The 24,651-nt window shown below is 39.3% G+C and carries 25 protein-coding genes; 9 read left to right on the forward strand and 16 right to left on the reverse strand.

The window, feature by feature from the left end:
• Entirely contained in the window at window positions 1-2,319 is a 2,319-nt protein-coding gene (arcB, locus tag AAEZ22_RS03295) for an aerobic respiration two-component sensor histidine kinase ArcB (RefSeq protein ID WP_352296151.1), read from the reverse strand.
• A gap of 213 nt (window positions 2,320-2,532) precedes the next feature.
• Here arcB and folE2 point away from each other — a divergent pair, with 213 nt between their 5' ends.
• The 4 genes from folE2 to AAEZ22_RS03315 all read left to right on the forward strand — a co-directional run bounded on the left by folE2 (window position 2,533) and on the right by AAEZ22_RS03315 (window position 5,925).
• Entirely contained in the window at window positions 2,533-3,453 is a 921-nt protein-coding gene (gene folE2, locus AAEZ22_RS03300; protein WP_182677157.1) for a GTP cyclohydrolase FolE2, read from the forward strand.
• A 115-nt stretch (window positions 3,454-3,568) separates the two neighbouring features.
• Window positions 3,569-4,165 carry a DUF2726 domain-containing protein gene (locus AAEZ22_RS03305; RefSeq protein WP_011327249.1) on the forward strand — a complete coding sequence of 199 codons (597 nt, stop codon included), beginning with the start codon at window positions 3,569-3,571 and terminating at the stop codon, window positions 4,163-4,165.
• A 107-nt stretch (window positions 4,166-4,272) separates the two neighbouring features.
• Window positions 4,273-4,980: a 5'-methylthioadenosine/S-adenosylhomocysteine nucleosidase gene (gene mtnN / locus AAEZ22_RS03310; protein ID WP_011327248.1), complete on the forward strand. Its 708-nt coding sequence runs from the start codon at window positions 4,273-4,275 to the stop codon at window positions 4,978-4,980.
• On the forward strand, window positions 4,981-5,925 hold the full coding sequence (locus tag AAEZ22_RS03315) for a cobalamin biosynthesis protein CobD/CbiB (RefSeq protein WP_352296154.1): 945 nt from the start codon (window positions 4,981-4,983) through the stop codon (window positions 5,923-5,925).
• 94 nt (window positions 5,926-6,019) lie between these two features.
• Here the strand turns inward: AAEZ22_RS03315 and tyrS are convergent, their stop codons facing one another.
• The gene (tyrS, locus tag AAEZ22_RS03320; RefSeq protein WP_011327246.1) at window positions 6,020-7,219 is read right to left on the reverse strand and encodes a tyrosine--tRNA ligase; all 1,200 of its coding nucleotides are present in this window, start codon (window positions 7,217-7,219) and stop codon (window positions 6,020-6,022) included.
• 502 nt (window positions 7,220-7,721) lie between these two features.
• On the opposite strand from tyrS, the gene AAEZ22_RS03325 reads away from it, so the two are divergent.
• Window positions 7,722-9,035 carry a peptidoglycan DD-metalloendopeptidase family protein gene (locus tag AAEZ22_RS03325; RefSeq protein ID WP_011327245.1) on the forward strand — a complete coding sequence of 438 codons (1,314 nt, stop codon included), beginning with the start codon at window positions 7,722-7,724 and terminating at the stop codon, window positions 9,033-9,035.
• A gap of 94 nt (window positions 9,036-9,129) precedes the next feature.
• On the opposite strand, the gene AAEZ22_RS03330 is transcribed toward AAEZ22_RS03325, so the two are convergent.
• The 5 genes from AAEZ22_RS03330 to AAEZ22_RS03350 form a co-directional block, all read right to left on the reverse strand.
• Window positions 9,130-9,306: a hypothetical protein gene (locus AAEZ22_RS03330; protein ID WP_011327244.1), complete on the reverse strand. Its 177-nt coding sequence runs from the start codon at window positions 9,304-9,306 to the stop codon at window positions 9,130-9,132.
• A 26-nt stretch (window positions 9,307-9,332) separates the two neighbouring features.
• The gene (locus tag AAEZ22_RS03335) at window positions 9,333-10,304 is read right to left on the reverse strand and encodes an aldo/keto reductase (protein WP_352296157.1); all 972 of its coding nucleotides are present in this window, start codon (window positions 10,302-10,304) and stop codon (window positions 9,333-9,335) included.
• A 129-nt stretch (window positions 10,305-10,433) separates the two neighbouring features.
• Entirely contained in the window at window positions 10,434-11,564 is a 1,131-nt protein-coding gene (locus AAEZ22_RS03340) for a sodium ion-translocating decarboxylase subunit beta (RefSeq protein ID WP_011327242.1), read from the reverse strand.
• A 13-nt stretch (window positions 11,565-11,577) separates the two neighbouring features.
• Window positions 11,578-13,359: a sodium-extruding oxaloacetate decarboxylase subunit alpha gene (gene oadA, locus AAEZ22_RS03345; RefSeq protein WP_011327241.1), complete on the reverse strand. Its 1,782-nt coding sequence runs from the start codon at window positions 13,357-13,359 to the stop codon at window positions 11,578-11,580.
• 12 nt (window positions 13,360-13,371) lie between these two features.
• Window positions 13,372-13,617 carry an OadG family protein gene (locus AAEZ22_RS03350; RefSeq protein ID WP_339685857.1) on the reverse strand — a complete coding sequence of 82 codons (246 nt, stop codon included), beginning with the start codon at window positions 13,615-13,617 and terminating at the stop codon, window positions 13,372-13,374.
• Window positions 13,618-14,260: 643 nt separating this feature from the next.
• Between AAEZ22_RS03350 and AAEZ22_RS03355 the strand changes: the two genes are divergently transcribed.
• The 3 genes from AAEZ22_RS03355 (at window position 14,261) to AAEZ22_RS03365 (ending at window position 15,357) form a co-directional block, all read left to right on the forward strand.
• Window positions 14,261-14,431, forward strand: a complete 171-nt coding sequence (locus AAEZ22_RS03355; RefSeq protein ID WP_011327239.1) for a DUF1328 family protein — start codon at window positions 14,261-14,263, stop codon at window positions 14,429-14,431.
• A 65-nt stretch (window positions 14,432-14,496) separates the two neighbouring features.
• Entirely contained in the window at window positions 14,497-14,688 is a 192-nt protein-coding gene (locus tag AAEZ22_RS03360) for a hypothetical protein (RefSeq protein WP_011327238.1), read from the forward strand.
• A gap of 201 nt (window positions 14,689-14,889) precedes the next feature.
• Window positions 14,890-15,357 (forward strand): YcxB family protein, encoded by a 468-nt coding sequence (locus AAEZ22_RS03365; RefSeq protein ID WP_011327237.1) that lies wholly within the window; start codon window positions 14,890-14,892, stop codon window positions 15,355-15,357.
• 50 nt (window positions 15,358-15,407) lie between these two features.
• Here the strand turns inward: AAEZ22_RS03365 and csrA are convergent, their stop codons facing one another.
• The 6 genes from csrA to AAEZ22_RS03395 all read right to left on the reverse strand — a co-directional run bounded on the left by csrA (window position 15,408) and on the right by AAEZ22_RS03395 (window position 21,411).
• The gene (csrA, locus tag AAEZ22_RS03370; protein ID WP_011327236.1) at window positions 15,408-15,599 is read right to left on the reverse strand and encodes a carbon storage regulator CsrA; all 192 of its coding nucleotides are present in this window, start codon (window positions 15,597-15,599) and stop codon (window positions 15,408-15,410) included.
• Between the two features lie 90 nt (window positions 15,600-15,689).
• Window positions 15,690-16,907 (reverse strand): aspartate kinase, encoded by a 1,218-nt coding sequence (locus AAEZ22_RS03375; protein WP_089367776.1) that lies wholly within the window; start codon window positions 16,905-16,907, stop codon window positions 15,690-15,692.
• Window positions 16,908-19,514 carry an alanine--tRNA ligase gene (gene alaS, locus AAEZ22_RS03380; RefSeq protein WP_011327234.1) on the reverse strand — a complete coding sequence of 869 codons (2,607 nt, stop codon included), beginning with the start codon at window positions 19,512-19,514 and terminating at the stop codon, window positions 16,908-16,910.
• A 19-nt stretch (window positions 19,515-19,533) separates the two neighbouring features.
• Entirely contained in the window at window positions 19,534-19,986 is a 453-nt protein-coding gene (locus tag AAEZ22_RS03385; RefSeq protein ID WP_011327233.1) for a regulatory protein RecX, read from the reverse strand.
• Window positions 19,986-20,774: a BPSS1780 family membrane protein gene (locus AAEZ22_RS03390; RefSeq protein WP_197182840.1), complete on the reverse strand. Its 789-nt coding sequence runs from the start codon at window positions 20,772-20,774 to the stop codon at window positions 19,986-19,988. The genes AAEZ22_RS03385 and AAEZ22_RS03390 overlap by 1 nt, the downstream gene beginning before the upstream one ends.
• Before the next feature lie 13 nt (window positions 20,775-20,787).
• Window positions 20,788-21,411, reverse strand: a complete 624-nt coding sequence (locus AAEZ22_RS03395; RefSeq protein WP_011327231.1) for a GTP cyclohydrolase II — start codon at window positions 21,409-21,411, stop codon at window positions 20,788-20,790.
• Window positions 21,412-21,665: 254 nt separating this feature from the next.
• On the opposite strand from AAEZ22_RS03395, the gene AAEZ22_RS03400 reads away from it, so the two are divergent.
• Entirely contained in the window at window positions 21,666-22,763 is a 1,098-nt protein-coding gene (locus AAEZ22_RS03400; RefSeq protein WP_011327230.1) for an energy transducer TonB, read from the forward strand.
• A 122-nt stretch (window positions 22,764-22,885) separates the two neighbouring features.
• On the opposite strand, the gene AAEZ22_RS03405 is transcribed toward AAEZ22_RS03400, so the two are convergent.
• From AAEZ22_RS03405 to AAEZ22_RS03415, 3 genes are all read right to left on the reverse strand, one after another.
• Window positions 22,886-23,347, reverse strand: a complete 462-nt coding sequence (locus AAEZ22_RS03405) for a low molecular weight protein-tyrosine-phosphatase (protein ID WP_089367774.1) — start codon at window positions 23,345-23,347, stop codon at window positions 22,886-22,888.
• A 55-nt stretch (window positions 23,348-23,402) separates the two neighbouring features.
• Window positions 23,403-24,056 carry a glutathione S-transferase family protein gene (locus AAEZ22_RS03410; RefSeq protein ID WP_089367773.1) on the reverse strand — a complete coding sequence of 218 codons (654 nt, stop codon included), beginning with the start codon at window positions 24,054-24,056 and terminating at the stop codon, window positions 23,403-23,405.
• An 84-nt stretch (window positions 24,057-24,140) separates the two neighbouring features.
• Window positions 24,141-24,647 carry a DUF3087 domain-containing protein gene (locus tag AAEZ22_RS03415; RefSeq protein ID WP_086993283.1) on the reverse strand — a complete coding sequence of 169 codons (507 nt, stop codon included), beginning with the start codon at window positions 24,645-24,647 and terminating at the stop codon, window positions 24,141-24,143.
• Window positions 24,648-24,651 lie beyond the last annotated feature (4 nt).

Here is a 24,651-nt window from a genome sequence, read left to right on the forward strand (position 1 = left end):
TTACTCTAATTGCTGTAAGAATAAATGAAGGGCATGTTGTCCTTCATTTATTTTGTCTGCTAAAACATCTAACCACTGCTTTAATACCTCGTCAGATTCATCCAGCGCACCATACTCCATTACTTTTGCATGTAATTGCACATCATTTAAGCCTACAGATCCCGCAGCACCTTTAAGCTTATGTGCAACTGATTTATATTCTTCTCTGTCGCCTGAGTTTAACGAGGTAAGTAACTCTTGCTGATACTGGGGATTGAGTTTTTCAAATAACTGACTACTGCGTTTAAACACCACCAAACCCATTGAGTTTACAAAGTCTTCTATAGTTTCAACATCAAGTAAATGTGCATTAATGTCAGCAAGCGCTGCTGCACTTACTTTTAATTGTGGCTCATTACTTTTTGTTTGTTTTATACCAAATAAATCAGCTAATATTTTATCTAGTTTTACCGTATTGATAGGCTTAGCGAGCGCTCCTTGGATTGAAATCCCCTCTAGCTCTTGCTCTGCACTGCGCACATTTGCGGTAAGCGCTACAATAGGTAATTTATCAAAATGGCTATCGGCTCTTATTTGCCTTGCTACTTCATCACCGTTTATATCGGGTAACTGCATATCAAGTAAGATCAAATCTAAATCGTCTTCAGTTTCTACAAAAGACAATGCATCTTCGCCGGTCTCAGCCCAAATAACTTCATGACCACGCTGTTCAAGTAAGTTAGTCGCAATTTCGGCATTTAACGGCACATCTTCTACTAACAGTATATTTAAGCTGCGTCCTACATAACTATTCTCAGTGGGTGCGCTACATAAAATTAACGGTATTTCTACTATAAAGCAGCTCCCCTCGCCTTCGGTACTATTAACCGAAATAATCCCCTGCATTGCATCAACTAAGGCTTTGGTTACTGCTAAGCCAATGCCAGAACCAATAGCATTGGTGCCTTTAAGATCTGGCGCTTTATAATACATATCAAAAATACGAGAGAGCTGTTCGGCTGGTATGCCTTCTCCGGTGTCTGATATTTTCATGGTAAGCCAAGGGCCATCATCTCGATTTTCACGAATACAGGTGAGGGTTACACTGCCCTTATGAGTAAATTTAACCGCATTATTTATTAAGTTCCAAACAACCTGGCGAAGTCGGGTTGGATCTAGTTGCGCATAAATATCTAGCATGCCTAAGCGTTTAATATCAAAAGAAAGATCTTTTTGTTCAGCAATTAGGCCTGCAAAGTTAACCACATCATTAATAAAGTCAGATACGTTTATAGCATTAGTTGCAATATCTAACTGCTCTCTGTCTATTTTGTCTAAATCTATAATGTCGTTAAATATATTACCTAGTGTTTCGGCACTCGAAAACACCGTATTACACCAACTACGCTGCTGTTTATTAAGCTCTGTATCTAGCAACATACGTGTTAAACCAACAATGCCATTAAGTGGTGTACGCAACTCATGGCTCAAAGTGGCAATAAACTTACCTTTATCTTTGTAGGCTGTTTCAAGTGCTTCTGCAGCCTCTTTACGACTCGTAATATCACGGCCAAATGCAAGTAAACCTATGTACTCACCTTTATCGTTAATAAATGGCAATTTACGTAATTCAAACCAACGCGTTTCGCCGCCCACATCGTATTGAACATCTATAGTTAATGCTTGATGAGTTTGCTCTACCTGTTTATCGGTTTTTAAAACTTCAGATAAAAATTGATTAGGAAATATTTGTTCAGCACTCTTACCGATTAATTCGTCACTGGTTTTACCCATTACTTCTTCAAACATTTTATTACAGCCAGCAAACACACCGTTGTTGTCGCGGTAATAAAATAAATCGGGGGAGGAGTCTACTATTGAGCGCTGTAGCATACTTTGCTGGGCAAGCTCTTGTTGTGTTTTTTTACGCTCAGCAATTTCTTTTCTTAGCTCTTCTATTGCCCGGTGCTTGGCATGAAACGCCATTTTACGCTCATCAATTTCTACATTTAAGCGATTTATATTATCTTTTAATGTTTGATTGAGTAGCTTTTCTTGTTTTGTCGCACTGTCTAAATATGCATAGGAGGCATCTAGTTGCCTGATTGAATTTATTAGCACGCTTATAACCAGAGGCGATACCACAGAGGTAAAAAATACCACTGCCAATATATCAACAAGATTAACTTCTCCAACGGCAACATAATAAAACATACTTGATAAAACAAGCGAAACTGCCAATAACAAAGCATAGCAAATGGCTGCAGTTTTAAACTCACCAAACCGAGTTATTAAACTAGAAAGAACTCGAGCCCAAGGGCTCAAAGAAGAATCGGTCATATATCAGTGTTTCTCTTAGCTTAATTACAAAAAGGTTTAAATTGCATGTTATGGTTAATTTTAGCATTTTCTATCAGCTATTTTCAGGTTGTGCGATAAAAACTCTAATATTTATTGTTTGAATCATTAGCTGGCTACAACTCATCATTCCAGCAATAAATTATTTAGTGTAAAATGCGGCGCTTTATTATTGCTAATAACGAGTAACACACCATGCAAACTAATATGCCCGATATAGCTAACACGGCTCCCGCCTTACAAACTGGTACATTAGACTGGGTGGGAATGGGTGAAATTGAACTGCCATTTATTTTTGAGTCGCATGGCATAACGCCAGTTACTGTTAATGCTAAAGCCCGTGCTTTTGTAAACTTACACAAAGAAGATGCAAAAGGCATTCATATGTCGCGCTTATTTTTAGCGCTCGACACGCTCTCTACTGAGCAGCAAGTTAATCCTCAAACATTGGCTCAAGCGCTCGATTTTTTTATTAGTAGCCACGAAGGCTTAAGTGATAAAGCACTTATAGAATTTAAGTTTGAATTACCACTGCGCCGTAAATCGTTATTAAGCGGCAAGGCTGGCTGGAAAAGCTACCCCGTTATATTAACCAGCACAATTGAACAAGGTGTTATTAATTACGAGCTAAGTGTTGATGTAACCTATTCATCAACTTGCCCATGTTCAGCGGCACTTGCGCGTCAGCTGATACAAAATGCATTTGCCGAAAAATTCAGTCAAGAAACCCTCTGTCAAAAAGAAGCACTAGAATGGCTAGGTACTACGCAAGGTATTGTAGCCACCCCACACTCGCAGCGCTCAATTGCTAATGTAAAAGTAAAGCTCGACAGTAATATTACTCAATTTGACGTAGTTAATTTAATTAACACGATTGAAGATGAATTAAAAACGCCAGTACAAGCGGCAGTGAAACGTGAAGATGAACAAGAGTTTGCCCGCCTAAATGGTCAAAATTTAATGTTTTGTGAAGATGCTGCTCGTAAAATTAAAGCGCTACTAGAAACACAGCAATACAGTGATTACTGGTTACAAATAAATCATTACGAATCGCTGCATGCGCACGACGCACTCGCTATTGCAGTTAAAGGCGTTGCTGGCGGTTATAGAGCTTAAGTTCTTATTTTGCAGTGTTCAATATCCATACGGAAACATACTACTTAACTAACTAATTTAGGCACGTTAATTGCTTTACTTAAGCAGTGTCAATTTGTTGTTATGGAGTTACCGTATGGAATTCGCTTTATTATCAATTTTAGTATTAGTTGTTGGGGCCTCTGTTGTTGCGTCAAAGTTTAACGATGATGGCGGAAACCCTTATCCTTTTACCCGCAAGCAAAATGTATTTACTCAAGTAGAAAGTGCTTTTTTAAATTTATTAGAACGCGCAGTGGGCGATCAGTATAAAATTGTTAGTCGTGTAAAACTAATCGACGTGATTGATTGCAAACAAGGTTTATCGGCAAAGTCTAAGCGTGCAGCAATGGCTAAAGCTAAAAATAAACAGCTTGATTTTGTGCTAGTCGATAAAGAAAAAATGACCATAGTGGCAGCCGTAGACTTAGTAAACAATGCCAATAAAGATGGCCATAAAGCACAACGCGACTGGTTTGTTAATGGCGCATTAGAGGCCGCTGGCATCCCGCATATTCGTATGAAAGTAAAATCAGGCTATCGCCCAAGTGAAGTACGCGACGCTATTATGTTTAAACTTGGCAAACCTGCGGCTACGCAAACAGCTCGCCCTATTCGTACCCGAGTTCAAAAACCAGCGGTACTATCACCTTCTCAAGCTAAAGCGCACTCTACAGCACTAGCCGAAATTTAAAGCAAATAACATAATAAAAAGCGAGCAAAGTAAAACTGCTCGCTTTTTTGTTTTTTAGCGCTAACTTCACGTATAATCAGCGCATTCAAACTCAGGAACTTAACACTATGAATGTTGGTATTATTGGCGCAATGGAGCCAGAAGTTAAAATTTTGCGCGAAGCAATGCAAAATCCACAAACTTTAACTAAAGCTGGTTTTACTTTTTATACCGGTGAATTAGCAGGTAACACAGTAACATTGGTTCAATCTGGTATTGGTAAAGTAGCATCAACTATTGCAACTACATTACTTATTGACAACTTCGCCCCTGATTGCGTAATTAACACCGGCTCTGCCGGCGGCTTTGATCCGTCATTAAATGTGGGCGATGTAGTTATTTCGTCAGAAGTTCGTCATCATGATGTTGATGTAACTGCCTTTGGTTACGAAATAGGTCAAGTACCACAAATGCCAGCAGGTTTTGCAGCACACCCTAAATTAGTGGCTGCTGCAGAGCAAACTATTGCGCAAATTAGTGACGTAAAAACCTTAGTTGGTTTAATTTGTACCGGCGACATATTTATGTGTGACCCAATACGCATTGAAAAAGCCCGTAGCGACTTTCCTACAATGCTTGCAGTAGAAATGGAAGGGGCATCAATTGCGCAAACCTGTCATACACTTAATACACCGTTTGTGGTTATTCGCTCGATGTCAGATATTGCCGGCAAAGAGTCGCCGCAGTCGTTTGAAGAATACCTAGAAACAGCATCAATCAATTCATCTAAAATGGTAGTGGCGTTACTTGAAAAGCTAACGGCAGTTTCACTGTAAATGCTCAGCAATATGGTTCAAAATCACTTGGACTTTATTGTGTTTATAATGGCGCTCCTTGCTGAGCGCTTTTTACCACTTGTTAGTTGGTATCATCCTAACACTGCTTTAACGGCTACTTTTAGCGCTATTGGTAAGCGTATTTATAAAGTAGCAGAACCCAATAGCTATCAATATTTAGCCGCAACCCTTGCCAGTACACTTATTTTAAGTGTGGTACTTATTATTATTGTATTACTACTGGAATTTGCATTTTACCCTGAATTACTCGCCGGGCTTATTTTATATTTATGCCTTGAGAGTAAAGCTATTGATAAAAAAGCACTACGCATTGCTAAGCTTACCAAACAAAACCAAAAATCTGCCGCCCGTGAGCTATTAAAGCCATTAGTAGCCCGAGACGTTACTAAACTCTCTGGTGCAGGCATAATTAAAGCCTTAATAGAGAGCCTAATATTACGTACAGCAAGATATTACTTTGTGGTGATATTTGTTTTTTTAGTACTTGGCCCTATTGCAGCGCTTGCCTATCGATTACTTACTTTAATTGAGCAGGCATGGCGCAGTAACATTAAACCCAACAGCCCTTTTTTAAAGCCGCTTAAAGTTACCTTGTTTATTATTGAATTTATTCCTATGCGCTTATTGGCACTGACTATTGCAGCCAGTAAAGCGAGCAAGCTAAGCATGCATTATATAAAGCATTATGGCAGGCACTTTTATCAAACTAATACAGGATGGCTTTTAAGCACTTGCTCTGCATCATTAGGCGTACAGCTAGGCGGGCCTGCAGTGTATTTTGGCGAACGTTTTAACAAAATGCGTATTGGCACCGAACGCCTTCCTATTGCTGAGGACGTGCCGGTTATTATTAATAGACTAAATCAAGCGCGGGTATTTTGGTTACTGGTCGTTGTTTGCATAGAAATACTAAAAAGTATTTAGCTAAGGGCGAGTGACACACCTATTATTGTGAACACTAAAATATAAGCACAAAAAAACCAGCCGTGGCTGGTTTTTAGCGTTTTACCGTTTAGCTTTACGCTACAGTAATATTTGCAAACTTACGCTTACCTACTTGGTAAATAGCCGTACTGCCTTTTGCTATTTCAAGTTTAGTGTCTGTAATTTTATCTTCGCCGTTGAGCTTAACTGCACCTTGCTTAATCATGCGCATTGCTTCTGATGTACTAGCAACTAAGTTAGCTTCTTTAAGCAAGTTAGCAATTAAAATGCTGTCTTGCTCAATGGTTACTGTTAGTTCAGGTATTTCATCCGGCAGAGCTTTTTTCTGAAAGCGCTGAATAAAGTCATCATGAGCTGCTTGTGCATCGGCTTCACTATGAAAGCGCGCAATAAGCTCTTTTGCTAACTCAATTTTAATATCACGAGGATTTGTACCTTGCTCTACACGCTCTTTTTGCGCGTTAATACCAGCAATCGACAGCCCGCTTAATAAGTCGTAGTAACGCCACATTAGCACATCACTAATCGACATTATTTTACCAAACATATCGTTAGGCGCATCGGTAATACCTATATAGTTACCCAACGATTTAGACATTTTTTGCACCCCATCGGTGCCCTCTAATAACGGCGTCATTATTACTGTTTGTGGTTTTTGGCCTTCGTCTTTTTGTAGCTCACGACCCATTAGCAGGTTAAAGCGCTGATCAGTACCACCGAGCTCTACATCAGCCTCAAGTGCAACCGAATCCCAACCTTGTACTAACGGATATAAAAACTCATGAATAGCAATAGACTGGCCACTAGCGTAACGCTTTTTAAAATCATCACGCTCTAACATACGCGCAACGGTTTGGCGTGCTGCAAGTTTGATCATTCCAGCTGCGCCTAAATTTTCCATCCAGGTAGAATTAAATGCGACCGTGGTTTTTGCCGGATCAAGAATTTTAAATACTTGCTCTTTATAAGTCTCAGCATTAGCAAGCACGTCTTCGCGAGTAAGCGGCTTACGCGTTACGTTTTTACCTGTTGGGTCGCCAATCATACCGGTAAAGTCACCAATTAAAAATACAACCTCATGACCTAAGTCCTGAAAGGTTTTCATTTTATTAATAAGTACCGTGTGACCTAAGTGTAAATCAGGCGCGGTTGGATCAAAGCCCGCTTTAATTTTTAGTTTTTTTCCAGATTTTAATTTTTCAACTAACTCATCTTCAATTAATATCTCTTCTGTACCGCGTTTTATCTCTGCAAGAGCGGTTTGTAAATCCACTGTGTGTTACTCCAAAAAATTCTGTTAACGAAGGGGTTAATTATTAATATGCTCGCGGCTTATTACTAGATAAGTAGCACTTTTAGAGTCAATAAACCTATGTAACTAAGATAGCAAATTATTACCTAATTAAAACAACTTTTTAAACGATAGCGTCACTAAATAAGGCAAAGCGGCATAAGTTGCATAAACGAGTAAAGATAACTGTTTGCAACACTTTAAAAACAGCACAAACAGCTGCAGCTTTGGTTTTTAAATTACTAACGTGATGATGCATCATTGTTTTATTATTTTGCTCAAAAATACCGCGGTTTAGCCCTAGTTCTAGATTAATAAAACACCTAGATCATAAGCTGCTTTAATACTAAGATGCCTATAAGCCCTGTGATTTTAGCTTAATTTAGCATTAGTTTAAATCTACAAAATACTAGTATTCGTACATTATTCGTTATATCCTGCAAGATAATCTATTAATTTTCTTGACAGCAGAAAAAGGCACGTTATGGTTCACGTGGTTCACACGCTCCCCAAAAAACACAAATTGCTTATTTTAGGCTTAGTTTCTGCTATTGCTGGCTTAGCTTTTCTTCCTTCTGAAAAAGCCACTGCATCCAAAGACAATAGTGAAAACACGCTAGAAATTGGCAAGCGCTATGAGTTACAAGTTAAAGTTGATGACAACGAAAAATTAACTGCGTTAAACTCAGAGCAAGCAGCAGACAAGCTGCCAGAATACGACTTTGTTGATCACCAAGTAAAAAATGGAGATAACTTAGCTATTATTTTTAAACGTGCTGGCTTTTCAGCTCAAACGTTACATAAATTAATTAACACTAACGCAGAAACTCGCAAACTTACTAAAATTCACCCGGGTGAAACACTAAGTTTTGCCACCGCAAAAGATGGCGATTTAGCACAGCTGCGTTACGTTATTTCAAAAACAGATACTTTATTTGTTACCTTAAACGATGAAGGGCAATACGACACTTCAATCGATAGTAAAGAAATAGAAACACTAACTAAAACAGTAGGCGGCGAAATTTCTAGTAGCTTTTGGACTTCAGCAATAGCTGCAGGTTTAAGCGAGCGCCAAATAATGAACTTTGCCGATATATTTGGTTGGGATGTAGATTTTGCTAACGATATTCGCAAAGGCGATGGGTTTGGTTTAATTTATGAATCTCACTATGTAGATGGTGAGTTTATTGGTACTGGTAAAATTATTGCTGCTGAATTTGTTAACCAAGGCCAGCGCTATGCTGCAATTCGCCACACTGACGGTAGTTTTTATACTCCTGAAGGGCGCAGCATGAAAAAAGCATTTTTACGTGCACCAGTTAGCTTTAAATATATAAGCTCAAGCTTTAACCCGCGACGTTTACACCCAGTAACGGGGCAAGTTAGAGCGCATCGCGGTATAGACTTTGCGGCGCGCACTGGCACGCCGGTAGTTGCCTCTGGTAATGGTAAAGTTATTAAATCGGGTTACAGTAAATATAATGGTAACTATGTATTTATTAGCCATGGCACACAGTACGTAACTAAGTACTTGCACCTTAATAAACGCCTAGTAAAAACAGGGCAAAAAATTAAGCAAGGTGAGCAACTCGGTACTGTTGGCTCTACTGGTCGTGTGACCGGTGCCCACTTACACTATGAATTTTTAGTTAATGGTGTTCATCGTAATCCTAAAACCGTTAAATTGCCTAAGTCAGAGCCGCTGCCACGTGCAGAGCTTGCCAAGTTTAAGCCTATTGCTGATAACTTTATTGCCCAGTTAGAGCGCAACCGCGAACTACAGTTAGCACTTAAGTAACATTAAATCATTATTAAAAAAGCCTTTGCTAGGTAACTTGCAAAGGCTTTTTTGTACCTATAATTTTTTTGCCTATGAATAATAGACTGACACACTAATTCATTAATACATAAATTAGCTGTACCACTAACGATACCATTACCAGTGGCCATATATACTTACTGTATTTTTTAGCGCCATCTAAGCCTATTTTACTTTGATACTTTTCTAATAACGGAATTAATATTAACAATGCGACAAACAAGCTAATTAAAATAACGAATATATTCATAGTAATACCTTAAGTGGGGGTCTAAATTAGGGTAACTCGTGCCCTTTGGCGCTGACATATAATGCATACCAATGCTCTCGGGTTAATTCTATATTTACAGCGCTGCACGATGCAGCCAGTCGCTTAGCATTAGTTGTGCCTATTACCGGTTGAATTAATGCCGGATGGCGCAGTAACCAAGCCAATACAATAGCCTCGGCAGACGTGCTATAAAGTGCTGCTAACTTATTAACTAATATAGCGGTATTAATATCTGCAGGTGATGCATTTTGCAGCTGTTTTCCTGAATATAATCCTTGGCATAAGCTACCCCAGCTTTGAATTTGTATTTCCTGCTCGGTGCAATATTCTATAAAGCCGGGAGTAAAGTTAATGTCTTTGCCATCGCGGTTACCGACATATACCCCCTCATCAACCCAGGCTGATTGCTTTAAGCTTGCTTCAATTTGGTTGGCAACTATGGGCATATCAAGGGCTGTTTGTAAAAACTGTATTTGTTGCTGCGACATATTAGACACCGCAAAATGACGTACTTTGCCACTTTCTTTTAAGCGACTAAATACCTGAGCTACTTCTTCAACTTGTATCAAAGGGTCGGGTCTGTGCAGCATAAGTACATCTAAATAATCAGTATTTAACCGCTTAAGAGAGCCCTCTACTGATTGCTCAATCCATTGCTTTGATAAGTCGTAGCGCTTTGGCCCTTGCTCATCGGCAAAACGAATTCCGCACTTTGACTGGATATAAATTTGCTCTCTCAGCTCTGGGCGCTGCTTAAGGACTTGGCCAAACACCTGCTCAGCTTTACCAAATGTATAAATATCGGCGTGATCAAAAAGATTAATGCCACCGGCTATTGCTGTATCTATACAAACATGTGCCTGCTGGGTATGAGTATTAGTTAAGGGGTCTTTATTCCAGCCTCCCCCAAGTCCCATACAACCAAATATGAGCTTGCTAACATTAGGTAAATATTTTGCCAAAGGAGTGTCATGCATGCCGGCTATCCTTAATTAATTACAAGTAGCTTACTGTAACAAAAACAGTCGATAAAAACCTATCCCTATAAATTAAGCATAAAAAAAGCGCAGTAAACTGCGCTAATCGGTTGGATTTTAAAATTGATGTTAGCCAACAAGTGCTAATAAAATACCTGCTGCAACTGCACTGCCTAGTACTCCGGCAACATTTGGCCCCATTGCATGCATAAGTAAAAAGTTATGTGGATTGCTCTCAAGGCCTACTTTATTTACTACGCGTGCCGCCATGGGTACAGCCGATACTCCCGCAGCACCTATTAATGGATTAATCGGCGTTTTAGATATTTTATTTAACCCTTTCGCCATAAATACGCCAGATGCCGTACCAATTGCAAAAGCCAGTGCGCCAAGCACTAAAATACCAATCGTCTCAACAGTTAAAAACTTATCTGCAGCAAGCTTTGAGCCTACAGCTAAACCTAAAAATATAGTTGTAACATTGATGATTTCGTTTTGAGCACTGTTACTTAATCTATCAACAACACCCGACTCTCGCATTAAGTTACCTAAACAAAACATACCAACCAGAGGTATCGCCGCAGGTAAAAACATTGCTGTTAAGCTAAGTACCATTAACGGAAAAATAATTTTCTCTTTTTTAGATACTTTACGCAGCTCTGGCATTTTTATTTGGCGCTCTTCAACCGTGGTTAATGCGCGCATAATTGGCGGCTGAATAATTGGCACTAATGCCATATACGAATAAGCAGCTACCGCAATCGCACCTAACAAGTCGGGTGCCAGTTTAGAGGCTAAAAATATAGCGGTTGGGCCATCAGCTCCACCAATTATCGCAATAGCCGACGCATCTTGCAGGCTAAATTCAAAACCAGGTACATAGTTAAGTAAAATAGCGCCAAACAGTGTAGCAAAAATACCAAACTGTGCAGCTGCACCTAATAGCAACATACGAGGGTTAGCAATTAGCGCACTAAAATCAGTTAACGCGCCTACTCCCATAAATATTAATAGTGGAAAAATACCGGTATCAATACCTACATAATACACATAATGCAGTAAGCCGCCGGGGTCGGATAAACCAGCCACCGGAATATTAGTTAATATTGCACCAAAGCCGATAGGTAATAATAATAGGGGCTCAAATTTTTTGGCTATTGCCAAAAACAATAATAAACAGCCTACCGCAATCATAATCAACGCTGGAAATGTAAAGTTAGCAATGCCTGTGGCATGCCAGAGGTTTAAAATACCATCCATCCTCTATTTACTCCTAAGCTAATGCAATCATAGCGTCGCCGGTAGTTACAGCATCGCCTTCACCAACTAACACTTCAGCAATTGTTCCGGTGTGCGTAGCGCGTATTTCAGTTTCCATTTTCATGGCTTCCATAATAATCACTACATCACCTTCATTCACAACTTGCCCTGCTTTTACCTTTATCTTAAAAATATTACCGGCTAAAGGGGCGTTAAGTGTTTCGCCTGATGCAACCGAAGCAGACTGAGGAATATGTTCTGAGTCTTTTAATGTAACTTCTTTAAGCTCGCCGCCTTGAGCTACAACAACGTCGTAAACCTTACCGTCTACTTTTACGCTGTATTGCTCAGCTTTAACGCTGTTGTTATTTGAAGCTGATTTAGAGGGAGCTTTATTACTTTTATCTTCAACACAAGGAACTGGCTCAAATGCATCTGGGTTGTTACGGTTTTTAATAAACTTCAAACCAACCTGTGGGAATAACGCATACGTTAGTACGTCATCAATTTGCTCATCAGCAAGAGTTAAACCTTGCTCTTGTACTTCTTTTAATAATTCAGCCTCAAGCGTTGCAAGCTCAGGTGCAATATTATCTGCAGGACGACAAGTAATTACCTCTGCTCCATCAAGCACACGCTCTTGTAGCTCTTTATTCATAGGTGCTGGTGTTAGGCCATATTCACCTTTTAATACGCCAGCTGTTTCTTTAGTAATTGTTTTATAGCGCTCACCCGTTAGTACATTAAGTACCGCTTGAGTGCCTACAATTTGCGACGTTGGTGTTACTAAAGGTAAAAAGCCAAGATCTTCACGTACACGTGGGATCTCAAGTAAAACTTCATTAAGCTTATCTGCTGCGCCTTGCTCTTTAAGCTGGTTTTCCATGTTAGTTAACATGCCACCAGGTACTTGCGCGAGTAAAATACGGCCATCAACCCCTTTTAAGCTACCTTCAAATGCCGCGTATTTTTTACGTACATCTCTAAAGTAAGCAGCAATTTCTTCTAGGTGATTTAAATCAAGCTCAGTATCACGCTCAGTCCCTTCAACTATCGATACAATAGTTTCAGTTGCGGTGTGTCCGTAAGTCATACTCATAGATGAAATTGCGGTATCAAGCATATCAATGCCTGCATCAATCGCTTTTTGATAAGTCGCAGTACTTAAACCTGTTGTGGCGTGGCACTGCATTGCAATTGGAATAGATACAGTTTCTTTTAGTGCTTTAATTAGTTTTTCAGCATCGTACGGCTTTAATAAACCCGCCATATCTTTAATACAAATTGAATGACAGCCTAAATCTTCCAACTGCTTAGCTAGCGTTAACCACATATCAAGCGTATGAACAGGGCTTACTGTATAAGAAATAGTCCCTTGGGCATGTGCGCCTACTTTTATAGCCGCTTTAATTGCCGTTTCAAGATTACGTACATCGTTCATTGCATCAAATATACGAAATACATCAACGCCATTTTTATGGGCACGCTCTACAAATTTTTCTACTACATCGTCAGCATAATGGCGGTAACCTAATAAATTTTGACCGCGTAATAGCATTTGCTGTTTAGTATTTGGCATCGCTTTTTTTAGTGCGCGAATACGCTCCCAAGGATCTTCACCTAAATAACGAATACACGAATCAAACGTAGCTCCACCCCACGACTCAATAGACCAATAACCTGCATCATCAAGCTTTTTTGCAATCGGTAGCATATCGTCAAGGCGCATACGAGTTGCTAACAATGATTGATGCGCATCACGTAGTACCAGTTCTGTTAATTTTAATTTAGCCATTTAAGTGCTCCTTTAATTATTGTTTGTTTTGTACTGAGCAATGGCAGCACTAATTGCGGCGATGTGCTCATTAGGCACACCTTGTGATTTAAAAGACGGTGTTCTGGCAGGCATTGCAAGCTCAGGCTCTGCAAAGCGAGATACCAGCTTAGACATAACCGTAACGCAGGTAATTAATAATGACAGAAACACAAACACCCCCACCATACCGGTTAGCATTAAGTTGCTTGCTGTTGTAAGTAAAGCAGTGATATCCATTTTCCTCTCCTATAAAACTTATACCGAAATAAAAATAAAAAATCATTTTACGTAAATAATTATTCACCGAATAATAACAAAAAACAGTGTTTTGTCTATAGCCTGTAAATTGGTAAAACCAATTTAAACAAAACTAACATGCTATTAATTAACTTAACACTACAAAAAGGACTAGATACGCGCTATTACATAGATAATAAAAATAGTGAATATAAATAAAAGTTATATAGGCGACCTAAAAACCGTTAATAATGCACTTAAAGTAAAGCGTTAACAGTTCTATTAGCATAAAGTAATTTCACCACTGGCAATTGGTCTTACCAAATATATTTGTTAATTATTCAACCATTTAAATAGCCGCTGTTATTAAGCCCGCTATGCTCGCAAGTCTCGAACTGCAATTTAATAGCTCTTAAACTCCATTCTAAAAATCAATATGCGCTAACTTCTCTTATAAAAAACTAACATCCATAATCACTTGTATCAGTATGAATAAATTACATAGCAAAGCGTAAAACTTACCATTGAGTGCACGCTGAAATAACACAAACAAAAGCAAACCATTGATTTAAAAGCAAAAAAACAATGGCACGTAACTCGCATCATATCCATTGAGCAAATTTGATAAACCAAGGAGAATACAATGTTACGCTGGACAATCACTTTTTTAGTAATTGCTTTAATTGCTGCAGTGTTAGGTTTTGGTGGTATAGCAGGCGCCGCAGCGGGTATTGCAAAAATTATATTTTTTATATTTTTAATACTTTTAGTTATATCTTTAGTATCGGGTGCCCTACGTGGCAAAAAGCCCTAGGTAACAAACTAAAGTTTTAAACTAATTAAAAATCATTTAAATCAAAATTTACAAGGAATTACATTATGAATTCGACAACTTTAAGAGCAGCACTAATTGGCCTATTCGCAAGTTTATTTATTATGGGCTGTGAAGATAACCACGCAGAAGATGCTGGTGAACGTATTGACGAAGCAGTAACTGACGTGCAAAACAAAGTTGAAGATGCATGTGAAGAAGTAAAAGAAGGTGTAAATGCAGAAGAAACTAACTGTTAATTCTTCTAATTTATTAAAAAAACGGCTCTAAAATGAGCCGTTTTTTTATGTGTGTAATAAAATAATATCTAAATTAAAGGTTGGATCTGATAAATAATAAACGCCAATATCTTTATCTATTATGCAGTTATTTATTATATAACTGCGCATTTACTGGTTAGCTTGTTAAAATGCATATAACTATGTTTTAAGAACTTCTATATGACACTTACAACAACCTACACGCTTGATAAGCCTTATTTTTATGAGTGCTTTGACGAATCAGTTGCGCATAGCAAGCGCGCGCAACCAAAATACTTTTTATTGGCGCTATTAGTAGCACTCGGTTTATTTGGAATTTATGGTTTAGACGATCATTACCTAGGATCTTTTCTGATCATGGTTGCGGTACTCGAATGTATTGCCTTTTATTATCGCCGTCCTTGGTGGGTTACTAGACAAATGCTAAGCAAAGCCTCGGGGTCTGAGGTCACCCTTACCTTTGACGAAGAAGGGATTAAATCGAGTAACTTTTATAAAAACACCCAACTTCTGTGGTCAGATATTAACGAAGTTATAACCACAGAGCGCGGCATACTATTAAAAAACAAAAAAGGTATGCAGTATATATCCAAGCACATATTAACTGCCGAAACACTTAATTTTATACACAAAAAAGCCACTCAGTGAGTGGCTTTTGGCAATAACTCAGTATGTAACTAAGTTATATACATTGCTGATTAAGCATTGCCAGGTTCAGGGTTAGACTTTTCAGCTTGAATACGCATGTAAATTTCTTCACGATGCACTGAAACGTCTTTTGGTGCGTTAACACCGATTCGAACTTGATTCCCTTTAACACCTAGAACAGTAACGGTTACTTCGTCACCGATCATTAGGGTTTCACCTACTCTACGAGTTAGTATTAGCATTCTTTTGCTCCCTTGTTCCAATAAAATTATAAGATTCCGCTAAAACATTTTAATGAAAATTAGACTAAAAAGTAAGTAAAACCTATCAATCTATTCATTTTCTGTTAAAAATATCTTATGTAATGCACGAACAGCCAACTCTAGGTATTTTTCATCTATTAAAACCGATATTTTAATTTCTGATGTAGACACTAAAATAACATTAATATTTTCTGCAGCTAATGCATCAAAAAATAAACTAGCAACACCCGAATGTGACTTCATACCCATACCAACAGCAGACACTTTAGCGACTGTTGTTAACCCAAAAATATTTTGTGCTGTTAACTGAGCTTGCTGCTCTGTTAAAACGTCTAATGCGTGTAAATAATCATTTGTGTGTACAGTAAAAGCATAGTCTACTTTGTCAACATTATGATTAACTTGATTAATCATATCTATTTCGATGCCATTATCTGCAAAAAGTTTCAAAATCTTTGCAAGATATCGTGTACCACTAAGTACACCCTCTACATTTATTAAACATTCATCACGATTAAACGCAATACCCGAAACGACATTACCAGGCATATCGCTCTCCTCAAAACTAATCAATGTACCAGCATCAGGGTAAAAACTTGATAGCACCCTAAGTGGCACATTGTGCTTTCCTGCCGCTTCAACTGAACGAATATGCAATACTTTAGCCCCTAAACTTGCTAACTCTAGCATTTCAGCAAAGGTAACTTGGCTCATTCGTCGTGCATTAGGTTCAACACGAGGGTCTGTAGTATATACGCCGTTAACGTCGGTATAGATCTGACATTCGTCAGCTTTTATTGCTCCAGCAATTTCAACCGCCGAAGTATCGGTACCGCCACGCCCTAATGTAGTTACATTTCCTTCAATATCACGGCCCTGAAAACCCGCAATAATTGCAATACGGTTATGCTCAAGCTCATGTTTTAAACGCGTTGCAGCTACATCTGTAATACGGGCTTTGCCAAACATATTATCGGTTAAAATATTAACCTGATCGGCTAATAAACTCACAGCAGAATGACCGCGTTTAATAATAGCCATAGCTAATAAAGCCACCGAAACCTGCTCGCCGGTGCTAATTAATACGTCAAGTTCACGGCTACTTGGCCGAGTATCTATTTGTTTGGCGAGATTAATTAAGCGGTTGGTTTCTCCCGACATAGCCGAGAGCACTACAACCACTTGATGGCCTTGTTGTTTAGTTTTAACAACAAGGTCGGCAACCGCTTCAATTCGCTCTATTGAACCAACTGAAGTGCCACCGAACTTTTGAACAATAAGTGCCACTTAAGCTTGTGTTTTCTCAGTAAACCAAGCTGTTACACTGTCTAATGCTGCAGTTAGGTTTTCTGGCTCAGAGCCACCCGCTTGTGCCATATCTGGACGGCCGCCACCTTTACCACCTACTTGGCTGGCCATATGGTTAACTAGCTCACCGGCTTTAACTCTACCGGTTAAATCTTTAGTTACACCTGCAATTAAGCTCACTTTATCATCGCTTGCAACACCTAGTGCAATAACACCCGAGCCAATTTTGTTTTTAAGATCATCAACCATACCACGTAACGCTTTTGACTCAGTGCCCTTAACGTTGGCTATTAATAGCTTAATACCGTTAATTTCTACTACTGAATCAAGTAATGAGGCACCCGCAGCACTTGCTAGCTTATCGTTAAGTTGCGCAATTTGTTTTTCTAGCTGTTTTGATTTATCAAGCAGCGCAGTTACTTTTTCAAGTACTGACGCGCTGTCGGCTTTAACTACAGCAGCTACATCATTTAGCTTTTGCTCTTGCTCACTCACGTAGGCAATCGCGTCAGCGCCGGTTACCGCTTCAATACGACGAACACCCGCAGCAATACCGCTTTCAGATACTATTTTGAATAAACCAATATCACCTGCGCGTTCAACATGTGTACCACCACAAAGCTCAATAGAGTAGTCCCCAATAGTAACTACACGTACTTCGTCATCGTATTTTTCGCCAAATAGCGCCATTGCACCTTTTGCTTTAGCGTCATCTATTGCCATAAGCTCGGTACTTAACGCAAAGTTACAACGAATTTCATCGTTTACTACACGTTCAATTTCGCGTAATTCTTCTTTGGTAACAGCTTCAAAATGTGAAAAGTCAAAACGCAAACGCTCTGCTTGAACTAGCGAGCCTTTTTGACCTACATGTTCGCCTAATAATTGGCGCAGTGTTTCGTGTAATATATGCGTCGCAGTATGGTTTTTCTTGATGCGTTCGCGGCGTGCGTCATCAATTGTTGCTTCTACTTTATCGTTAAGACCAATACGGCCTTGTACTATACCGTGGTGTGCAAATGCATTACCTAATTTAGTCGTGTTAGTTACTGTAAACTCGCCACCAGCAACGCTAATTACACCTGTATCACCAACTTGGCCGCCCGACTCTGCATAAAATGGCGTACGGTCTAGTATTACAATGCCTTTTTGGCCATCTTCTAGTAATGAAACCGACTCACTGCCAGCAAACACTTCAACCACAGTCGCACTATGGCTAGTGGTGGTGTAACCTTTGTAAGTTGTTTGTTTGTCTGACTTTAATTGATCGTTATAATCGGCACCAAATTTACCGGCCTGCTGCGCTGTTTTACGCTGCACCGCCATGCACTCTTCAAAGCCTTTATTATCAATCGTCATTTGACGCTCACGCGCCACATCTGCAGTTAAATCCGCAGGAAAGCCATAAGTATCGTAAAGTTTAAATACTAAGTCGCCAGGAATTACATCACCTTTAAGGTCGCTTAAGCTTTCTTCTAAAATAGCTAAACCACGCTCTAGCGTTTTACCAAACTGCTCTTCTTCAATGCGTAATACTTTTTCAATAATTTCTTGCTGCTTTGCAAGCTCTGGGTACGCTTGGCCCATTTGCTCAATAAGTGCAGCTACTAATTTATAGAAAAAGGCACCTTGTGCACCTAACTTATTACCATGGCGAACAGCACGGCGAATAATACGACGTAGTACATAACCACGGCCTTCGTTAGATGGCATAACCCCGTCAGAGATTAAAAATGCACACGAACGAATATGATCCGCCACTACGCGTAGTGATTTATCGTCCATGTCTTGTGCGTTAGTAACACTTGCAGCAGCGGCAATTAAGCCTTTAAATAAGTCAATTTCATAGTTTGAATGAACGCCTTGTAAAATAGCAGCAATACGCTCAAGCCCCATACCTGTATCAACCGATTGCTTAGGTAGTGGCAGCATAGTTCCGTCGTTTTGACGGTTGTACTGCATAAATACTAGGTTCCAAATTTCGATAAAGCGATCGCCATCTTCCTCAGGTGATCCTGGAGGGCCGCCCCAAATATGCTCGCCATGGTCGTAAAATATTTCAGAACACGGGCCACACGGACCGGTATCACCCATTGACCAAAAGTTATCTGCAGTGGCAATTCTAATAATGCGATCTGCAGGTAAGCCTATATCGTTAGACCAGTAGTTAAACGCTTCTTCATCGTCATGGTAAATAGTAACTAACAGTTTTTCTTTAGGTAGCTTTACTTCCTCTGTTAAAAACTGCCACGCAAATTTAATCGCGTCTTGCTTGAAGTAATCACCAAAACTAAAGTTACCTAACATTTCAAAAAATGTATGGTGACGCGCAGTATAACCAACGTTTTCTAAATCGTTATGCTTACCGCCAGCACGTACACAGCGCTGCGAGCTAGTCGCACGCGTATAAGGGCGGCTTTCTGCGCCTAAAAATACATCTTTAAATTGCACCATACCGGCATTGTTAAATAACAAAGTGGCATCGTTACCCGGTATAAGCGAGCTTGAAGGAACAACTTGATGTTGTTTGCTGGCAAAAAAGTCTAAAAACTGTTGTCTAATTTGTGCGGTAGTCATGTGCTGCATGTGAAGGTCTCACCCGTATTTACTGTGCTTGCATTGCAAAATCGATTTCATCGTAGCTAAAGCCTCTATACATTAGGTAGCGCACGCGCTTGGCCTTGTCTTTGTACTCGAGGTCTGCCGGTGTATTTGAATATTTTTTATTGTACGCATCCTGCGCCAGCTCAAACCAATCTACTTCAAGCTCTTCAATTACTTTTTCAAGTAATGAACGGTCAATCCCTTTGCCCATAGCTTCGCTTTGAATGCGCCTTAAGCCATGGCATTTAAATATGTGTTTTCTAACAAAGCCTTCACAGTAACGTTGCTCGTTTACAAAATTGTGCTTTTCGCACCAATCAAGCAAGGTTTCGATAAACTCATCTGTGGCTTCTTTTTTTTGTAATTTAAACGTTAATTCTCGGCGTGAATATTCTTGCCTTGATAACAACCAAAGTACATAGTTTTTTAATTTCTGCTTTAACTTATCATCCATTAAGCGTCAAAACGCCCACTAGACTCACTACTTAATGGCGTAATATTGCTATCGTCACTTGGTGGTACAACCGGCATAAAAATAGCTTGATAAGATACAAAAAAGCTAATGTAGCAAATAGGCATTAAAACCAACAAGGGTAAGAACGATAAAAACATCGAAAGCACTATAAATAACCCGCAAATAATAGCATAAACGCTTAGCGGTAAAATATTATAATAAAACACCATAAAGGAGTTTTTAAGAGCGCTAAAAATACGCTGTTCTTTATTAAAGTAAACTAATGGAACCGCGTAAGCGAATGCAGTTAAATAAACAGACAACGCTAATAAAAATAGCACCACGCTTGCCATAGAAATACTCTCTAACATTTGGCTAATTGCTATATTAGGATCTAAATCTGGCTGCGCCATAACCGCAATTGCATCGGCAAATAAACCGTTTGCTAATAATGCCATTAAAATACCCGCACCCATTTGGTACAAAGCCAAACGCAGTAAACCTAAACGATTACCTTTAGTGGTAATGGGTTTGAGAATATCAGCGAGCATAATTTTACCGCCTTGCTGCTTAGTAAGCACAGCCTGATAAAATCCTGCGGTTAAAAATGGCGTAGCTAAAGCCGCTACCACTTGTAATAGCGGTAAAAATAACGACAACAGGCCAACAATACCAATAAATAAATGCATAAAAATAAAAGTAAGCGGCTGGGTTTTAAAAATAAGCCAGCCCGCTTTAAACCACTTTAGGGCAGCATCGGCCTTAAAAACTCGTAATTGTGTAGACATAGTTACTCTTAATTTAAGGTTTTTTAATTTTTTTGATATCTAACATGTGCGCGCCATGTTTAATTTTGGTTTCTAAATACGCTTTATTACCCGCAACACCGGCTTTAATGTGTGCGTGCGTACCCACAACCGAATCAACCGTAATACCAGCATCTCTTAGTGCATTTAGCTTTTTAGGGTTATTGGTCATTAATTTAACGTGGGGTAAATTAAGCGCATTTAGCATTAGCACCGCATCCGAAAAATCACGTAAATCATCGGCAAAACCTAAATGATTATTTGCCTCATAAGTGTTCATACCTTGCGACTGCAACACGTAAGCATCTATTTTATTATACAAACCAATACCACGACCTTCTTGGCGTAAATACAATAAAATACCGCCTTGCTCGTGCATCATTTCAATACACTCATTTAACTGCTCACCGCAATCACAACGCGACGAGTAAAATACATCACCCGTTAAACACTCTGAATGCATACGAATAAGCGGTACATCTTGCTCTGTATCAGCGTTGTTAAACACCATAGCAATATGTTCTTTGCCATCTTTTAAATCAGTAAACGAGATAATTTCAGCGGGAATATCACTGTTCTTGCCAACATTAAGCTGAACTCTTGCTCTTACTTGCGCCACGACAAATCCAAATATTTAAATAACTACGACACGATAATGAAGTGATATTATCACAAAAGAATACAAAAAGATCGAAATCCAAGGGTATTTATTGCAATTATATGGCGACGAGAAGCTTAATTATCAATGCATAATTACAATATATAATTCTCACTAAAGCCCTTACTGTTTACCTTTATTTACATCAATTCATGACTAATTATAAGTAAATTGTTAATGTGTTAAAAAGTATAATAATTATAATATGGAACATTATGAAACCACATAAACTCGCCTTACTGCTTAGCCTTAACCTTTCAGTTATTACTGCATCGGCTTTTGCAAGCGAAGCTACAAATGCAAACACTGCATTTTCTCAAGCGTACCAAAATTACTTAAGCGCCGTAGATACCAACGAAAACATACAACAAGCTGCCAAACTCGCTTACTCTTTAGGTGCTAAAGTATATGGCGATAACGCAGATAACACCGCAAATTTAGCCATTAATTACGCTAAAGCTATCAGCGGATTTAACCAGGAAGACGAAGCTAAACGCTACGAACTGTATAAACAGGCGTACAATATTTTAGCTAACAATCATGGTGAAAGCTCAGTCGAGACAATAGACGCCTTACTAGGTATGGCAAGCAATACTAAATCAGCGCGTCAGGCCGATAGCCAATTGGAACGTATAGTTGATATAGCAAAGGAGCTTAAAAAACCAAGATTTGTAGCCGACATGCAATTTGCTGCAGCCTCTTTGTTAGTTAAAAAGTTTGTGCCAGAAAAATACCGTTCTGCTAAACACTACGCCGAAGAAGCTGACGAGTATTACCAAGCAAACTTACCTGAAAACGCTGTAGAGCGTATCAAATCAGATTTTTTAATGGCCTCGTTTGATGAAGGTCGTAAAAAATATGATTCAGCAATTACAAGGTTAAACCGCATAGTCACCGTATTTGATAATAACTTAAGCTACGATCACAGCGCCGAGCTAAGCGCTCACTCTAAGCTTATAGCACTATACGAAAAGCAAGGCGAAAGTGAGCAAGCAACTAAGCACTGCTTAGCTATTGCTAAAATGGTGCCTTGGGAAGAAAGCCAAGAACAAACCCCGCTTTATCGTGTTAATCCTGACTACCCTATGGGCAAAGCACGCCAAGGTAAAGATGGCAGTGTAGTTATGGAGTTTGAAGTAGACACCGCAGGCTTTGTTAAAAACGTGAGTGTGCTTGATTCAAATGGCGGCGTAACTTTTGAGCACTCGGCAAAAAAAGCGGTAGAGCAATGGCGCTATGCTCCTAAATTTGAAGATGGCATACCTGTAACAGCAAAAACCCAAGTACGGCTCGACTTCAAAATTAACCGATAACTTAGTGAACTACCCAGCGACTAAAGATCACAGGGTTTTCTCGCTAAGTAATCATAAATTTTCTAATAAAAAAGGCGCAATTTAGCGCCTTTTTTATTCACTGTAACGCACAAGGCCATTACTTAAATATTGGGGGTTAATTTAGCTAATATTTTATCACTTGCTGCTTCAATTAAATCTAGCACCTTTTCAAAACCATCGTCCCCACCATAATAAGGATCGGGAATAGCACTTACAGCCTGCTCACCAAACTCTAAAAACAGTGCAAGCTTATACTGTAAATGTGCTGGGCAACGCTGAGTTAAATCGGCTAAATTTTGTTTGTCGGCGGCTAAAATCAAATCGAATTCAGTAAAATCACTACTGCGCACTTTACGCGAATAAATCCCTTTGAAGCTGTAACCTCGTTTTTCGCCCGCCTGCATAGATCGGCTGTCTGGTGAATTGCCTTCGTGATGACCTATAGTACCGGCCGAATCAACTTTAACGGCAATACCTAACTGCTCAGCACGTTTTTTTAATACCGCTTCAGCTGTAGGCGATCGACAAATATTACCTAAACACACAACCAGTATTTTTTTCATAGAGCCTCCCTCTAAACTAAACGCTATTAATTACTGAACTAAATAACCTTAAACACTATTGCATTGACGCAAGCATAGCCTGCTCATTTTGTAATAAAGTTTGCATTGCTGGTAATGCTTTTACACGCTCAAAAAGTGCAGCTAAATTTGGCCAGCGCTGTGCATTAATCTGCTCGCCCGCATGCTGCATATTGATTATTTGCGACGCAAACGCTATATCAGCAAGGGTTAACGCGTTACCTACAAAGTAATCATTATGACCTAGCACGCCTTCAAGGTAGTCAAAGTGCGGTGGTAACTGCTCATTCATAGCCAACTTTACTAAACTTTCATCACATACTTTTTGCATACCTAAATTAATTACTCGCTGTTGAAACACAGTAAAAGTAGTTAATGGGGCTAGTTCATAATCAGCGTATTTTTCTAACCAGCGTACCTGAGCAGTCTGCTCGACAGTGTCGCCAAGTAATGCTGTATTCCCTGTGTATTTATCATCAAGGTATTGGCAAATAACACTCGAATCAGCCAGCACTAAATCACCATCTTTAAGCGCTGGTATACGCCCTAATGGATTTAACTCAAAAAACCAAGCCGGTTGATTAAACGGCGACACTATTTCTAACTTATAATCTAACTGCTTTGCAGCCAAACACAGACACACCTTGCGTACATAAGGAGAAAGAGGTACGCCATAAACAATTAAACTCATGTTAAACCCTTATCAGAAGAAAAAAGCGCAACTAATACGCTAGTTAAAAAGCTATTTAATACTTAAAATCGTTTTAAAATTGCTTTAAAAGTTTTTTAAAATACTTGCATCATAGTCATTGGCATCAAGTGTTAAATTATACTTAGCCGCCACACTATCCAGCTCAGCTTGCTTAATTGCTAAGTCATCCATAGTGATTGTATTGTCATCGAGCTGCCATAACAATTTAGAGCCCGCGTAACTGTAATGAATAGCCAATAGCGCATCACTATTACCTTCACGCCCTGCTGCCTTTAATTTCGCCATTTTACGCGTTATTTTATTAAGCGCTTGTTTAAGCTCCCACACATACACCACTTCAATCATAAACGGATGCGTGCGGTATTTATTAAGTAACCACGCAAGCCCTAATGCGCTAATAACAACGCCCGTTACGTTCCAATGAAAGTGAGTGCCGCTCTCATCAGGAAACAAAGCAATCAGCGTTTGCGATATAGCTAAGCTCCCAACAGCTAAACCCACAGCACAACCGGCAATAACACGGTTTAAATGCTTACGATAACGCGCTTTATTTATTTCAATGAGTTGCATAACA

It is taken from the genome of Pseudoalteromonas sp. 20-MNA-CIBAN-0454 (genome assembly GCF_040308685.1).
GTDB classification, from domain to species: Bacteria; Pseudomonadota; Gammaproteobacteria; order Enterobacterales; family Alteromonadaceae; genus Pseudoalteromonas; species Pseudoalteromonas nigrifaciens.